Annotated in this window: 4 protein-coding genes; 3 read left to right on the top strand and 1 reads right to left on the bottom strand. The window is 60.4% G+C overall.

Features of this window, described 5'->3' with window-relative positions; all coding sequences use genetic code 11:
- Window positions 1-845: Tim44 domain-containing protein (locus tag ACRAUW_RS16980; protein WP_431363217.1), on the bottom strand; the 845-nt coding region annotated here is incomplete at its 3' end.
- Window positions 846-1208: 363 nt separating this feature from the next.
- Between ACRAUW_RS16980 and dnaB the strand changes: the two genes are divergently transcribed.
- The 3 genes from dnaB to ACRAUW_RS16965 all read left to right on the top strand — a co-directional run bounded on the left by dnaB (window position 1209) and on the right by ACRAUW_RS16965 (window position 4461).
- A complete protein-coding gene (gene dnaB / locus ACRAUW_RS16975; protein ID WP_026035132.1) occupies window positions 1209-2603 on the top strand; it encodes a replicative DNA helicase in 1395 nt (464 codons plus the stop codon).
- Between the two features lie 365 nt (window positions 2604-2968).
- The gene (alr, locus tag ACRAUW_RS16970; RefSeq protein WP_431363216.1) at window positions 2969-4042 is read left to right on the top strand and encodes an alanine racemase; all 1074 of its coding nucleotides are present in this window, start codon (window positions 2969-2971) and stop codon (window positions 4040-4042) included.
- Complete coding sequence (locus ACRAUW_RS16965) at window positions 4042-4461, top strand: secondary thiamine-phosphate synthase enzyme YjbQ (RefSeq protein WP_047437090.1); 420 nt, start codon at window positions 4042-4044, stop codon at window positions 4459-4461. Before alr ends, ACRAUW_RS16965 begins: the two co-directional genes overlap by 1 nt.
- Window positions 4462-4498 lie beyond the last annotated feature (37 nt).

Raw genomic sequence — 4498 nt, 5'->3', positions numbered from 1 at the left:
CCGACGATATGCCAGGGGGCATTGTTCTTGGCCAGATCGCGCTCGAGGTGCCACACCTCTTTGATGTCTTCTTCGACCTGCTCCTGACGGTCCATGTAGCGGCCGCTGAAGCGTACGCTCACCTGAGCCCAGTCACTGCCGTAGTCGGCGCGTACCAGCTGGGTATCGACGTACATCACTTCGGTGTGCTGGTCGCCAGTCAGTTCGGCGCGCTCGGCTTTGAGCTGTTCAAACAGCTCGGGGCTGACGTACTCGCGCACCTTTTCCAGATCGTTCTTGTTCCACGCCTCTTGCAGGGTGCGATAGTGATCGCGGGCACCGGCCAGGAAGCTGTTCATGTCAAAGCCCGGCGGCAGGCGGAACGGCACGTCGCTGTCGGCAAAGCCGGTGGCTTGCGGTGCGCTGTTGCTCTGCTCAAACTGCTGCGGAGCAGCGGATTGCGGTGGCTGATAGCCCGCATAGGCCGCCTGTTGTGGCTGTGGCGTCGCGACCTTGCCCTTGCGCAGGGTACGGATCAGGAACACGGCACCCAGCGCCAGCAGGGCGATCAGCAGGAAGTCCATTCCTTGCAGACCTTCAAAGGCACCACTGCCCAGCAGGTAGGCAAACAGGCCGCCAGCCAGCAGGCCACCCAGCAGGCCACCCATCATGCCGCTCTTTTTCGGCGGAGTCTGGGCATTCAGTGTCGGATTCTTGTTGTCGACCGGTTTGGCCGCAGGCTGGGCCGGCGCAGTTTTGTAACTTTTACCAAAGGATTTGCCGCCGCCAAATTTCTTGGCTTCGGCGTGAGGTGCCCCCAGGCCAATGGCCAGGATCACGGCAAACAGGGTCAGCATCTTTTTCATTTTGACTCTTTTCACTCTCGTCTGTGGGTGGGGCATGCTCCGCTTTGGCAAGCTCAGCAGGGTGCATCGCAGGCTGCCTGTCCCTAATTGTGTCGCAGCTTGTATTCATCAATATCACCTCTGGCATGAATTATTCATGAACGAGGTTGCCGCGATGCGGCGTCAAACAAGAGGAGTAAACCGGATGAAAAGCAGAAGATTGAGTCGCAAGGAGCGCAAAATGCGAAGCAAAATCAAAATGGTCAAGGTAGAGCAGACTCTGGTTTGGCCCTTTATGGTGGTATGAACCGCCAGATAGGGCTCGCCGTAGTTGGCTTTCTTTTGTAAAATTCACGTCCCCTTCCCGCTGCGGTTTTTATGTGTATGGCAGAGCAAGTGACGGCGAAAAAAGACGCCAAGACACAACAGCTGAAAGTTCCTCCCCACTCTTTTGAGGCCGAACAGTCCGTACTGGGCGGCCTGATGCTGGATAACGATGCCTGGGATCGGGTTGCCGAACGGGTTATCGATCAGGATTTCTACAGCCGTCCGCACCGGTTGATCTTCCAGGCCATGACCCGCCTCTCCAACGCGGGCAACCCCATCGACCTCATCACCCTGCAGGAGGAGCTGGAACGCTCCGAACAGCTGGAAGAGGCGGGTGGCTTCGCCTATCTGGTGGAGATCGCCAAGAACACCCCGAGTGCCGCCAACATCAACGCTTACGCGGAAATCGTGCGTGAGCGGGCGGTGGTGCGGGAGATGATCTCGGTCGCCAACGAGATAGTCGAAGCGGGTTACGAGCCACAGGGCCGTACCTCAGGCGATCTGCTGGATCTTGCCGAGAGCAAGGTATTCAAGATTGCCGAGCAGCGCACCAGCGCCAACGAGGGGCCCCAGCCCCTGAAGCTCATCCTCGAGCAGACCGTCGACAAGATTGAAGAGCTGTTCAAGACCCCCCACAACGGGGTGACCGGGGTATCGAGCGGTTACAACGATCTCGACAAGATGACCGCCGGTTTGCAGCGTTCGGACTTGATCATCGTGGCGGCTCGTCCCTCCATGGGCAAGACCACCTTTGCCATGAACCTCTGTGAGCATGCGGCCCTCACCGCCGACAAGCCGGTGCTTATCTTCTCGCTGGAGATGCCCTCCGAGCAGATCATCATGCGTATGCTCGCCTCGGTCGGTCGCATCGATCAGACCAAGGTGCGTACCGGTCAGCTCGACGACGAGGATTGGGCCCGTCTCTCCTCCACCATGGGATTGCTGCTGGAGAAGGGCAAGATGTATATCGATGACGCCTCCGGCCTCACCCCGACCGATGTGCGCTCCCGTGCCCGTCGGGTGGCACGCGAGCACGGTGGCCTATCCATGATCATGGTGGACTACCTGCAGCTGATGCGGGTGCCGGCGCTCTCTGACAACCGTACCCTGGAGATCGGCGAGATCTCCCGCTCCCTCAAGGCCTTGGCGAAAGAGCTGCAGTGCCCTGTGGTGGCGCTCTCCCAGCTGAACCGAAGCCTGGAACAGCGGGCCGACAAGCGCCCGGTCAACTCGGACCTTCGTGAATCGGGCTCTATCGAGCAGGATGCGGACTTGATCATGTTTATCTATCGTGATGAGGTTTATCACGATGACAGCCCTGACAAGGGGATTGCCGAGATCATTATCGGCAAACAGCGTAACGGCCCTATCGGCCGTGTGCGCCTCACCTTCCAGGGTCAGTTCTCGCGGTTCGACAACTATGCCGGCCCTGCGTTTGACGATGATTATTGATAAGTAATGGATAAGGCCGTCCGGATAGTGATTGCCAAAAGTGCCCTGAAAGATGCCGGATATCTCCGGCAAGCAGCGTAACGGTGCCAATGTTGGCCCGGTGTGCCTCACCTTCCTGGGCAGTTCTCGCGGTTCGACAACTACGCCAGTCTGGCGTTTGACGACGATTATTGATGTAAACCCAAGGTGATGGCGGTTTCGTCATTACCACGACTGCCCTGATCGATAGCCAGTCATTGGCTGCTGCTCAGGGCCTGTTTTCCCGGTTCGACAATTATGCCGGTCCGGCCTTCGACGACGATAAGTGAGTGGCGGTCTTCTGCCCGATGAGGGGGAGACCATTTGTGCCCTCGTAAGGGAAAACCATGAAAGCGGCTACTGCCCAAATCAACACTGCGGCCTTGCGCCACAACCTCGCCGTGGTCAAGCGCCACGCTCCCGCTTGCAAGATCATCGCTGTGGTCAAGGCCAACGCCTATGGCCACGGACTGCTGCCGGTCGCCCGCACCCTGGTGGATGCGGATGCCTATGCGGTGGCCCGCATCGAAGAGGCGCTGATGCTGCGCTCCTGCGCCGTGGTCAAGCCCATAGTACTGCTAGAGGGATTCTTCTCTGCCGACGACCTGCCGGTGCTGGCGGCCAACAACCTGCAGACGGCGGTTCACACCTGGGAGCAGCTCGAAGCGCTGGAGCAGGCCGAGCTGCCAGCCCCCGTGGTGGCCTGGCTCAAGCTCGACACCGGCATGCACCGGCTCGGGGTGCGCAGCGATGAGATGCCTGCCTTTATCGAACGACTCGGCAAGTGCAAGAACGTGGTGCAGCCGTTCAACATCATGACCCACTTCAGCCGCTCCGATGAGCTGGAGCAGCCCACCACCCGCGAGCAGATTGACCTCTTCAGTCGCCTGACCGCCCCGCTGGCGGGCGAGCGGGCCATGGCCAACTCGGCGGGCATTCTGGCCTGGCCGGACTCCCACTGCGACTGGGTGCGCCCCGGTGTCATCCTCTATGGCGTGTCGCCATTCCCCAACACGGTGGCGGCCGATTACGACCTGCAGCCGGTGATGACCTTGAAGACCCAGCTGATTGCGGTACGGGATCACAAGGCGGGCGAGCCGGTGGGCTACGGCGCCAACTGGGTGTCGGATCGCGATACTCGCCTTGGCGTGATCGCCATCGGCTACGGTGACGGCTATCCGCGCATGGCGCCCAACGGCACATCCGTACTGGTCAACGGTCGCATCGTGCCGCTGGTGGGGCGTGTCTCCATGGATATGAGCACCGTCGATCTGGGGCCGGGCGCGACCGACAAGCCCGGCGACGAGGCGGTGCTGTGGGGCGAGGGGCTGCCAGTGGAGCGGGTGGCCGACGAGATTGGCACCATCCCCTACGAGCTCATCACCAAGCTCACCTCCCGCGTCTTTATGGAATACGTCTGATGTGGCAGCAGTGCCTGCTGACTCTTAAGCCCCGTTCGCGGGGCTTTCATCTGGTGACGGACGAGCTGGTGGCCAAGCTGCCGATGCTGGCGGATTACCGGATTGGCATGGCACATCTGCTGCTGCAACACACCTCCGCCTCTCTCACCCTCAACGAAAACTGCGATCCGAGTGTGCGCAGCGATATGGAGGCTCATCTCCACCGGTTGGCGCCGGAAGATGCCCCCTACTATCGCCACACCTATGAGGGGGCGGATGACATGCCCGCCCACATCAAATCCTCCCTGCTCGGGGTGAGCCTGCAACTGCCGATCCGCGATGGTCAGCTGGCGCTCGGCACCTGGCAGGGGATCTGGCTCGGTGAGCATCGCGTCGATGGCGGTGCCCGCAAGGTGCTGGTAACCCTGCAGGGTGAGTAGTCAGGCTGCAACCAGCTGAAAGATGACGATAAAAAAG

The sequence above is a fragment of the Aeromonas sp. genome (assembly GCF_050633025.1).
GTDB lineage: Bacteria > Pseudomonadota > Gammaproteobacteria > Enterobacterales > Aeromonadaceae > Aeromonas.
This window is presented reverse-complemented; position numbering and strand designations above follow the sequence as displayed.

What these genes read in the sequence shown, in the direction of transcription:
- dnaB (WP_026035132.1), top strand. Translation starts at nt 1,209, where the DNA reads ATGGCAGAGCAAGTGACGGCGAAAAAAGACGCCAAGACACAACAGCTG.
- alr (WP_431363216.1), top strand. Translation starts at nt 2,969, where the DNA reads ATGAAAGCGGCTACTGCCCAAATCAACACTGCGGCCTTGCGCCACAAC.
- ACRAUW_RS16965 (WP_047437090.1), top strand. Translation starts at nt 4,042, where the DNA reads ATGTGGCAGCAGTGCCTGCTGACTCTTAAGCCCCGTTCGCGGGGCTTT.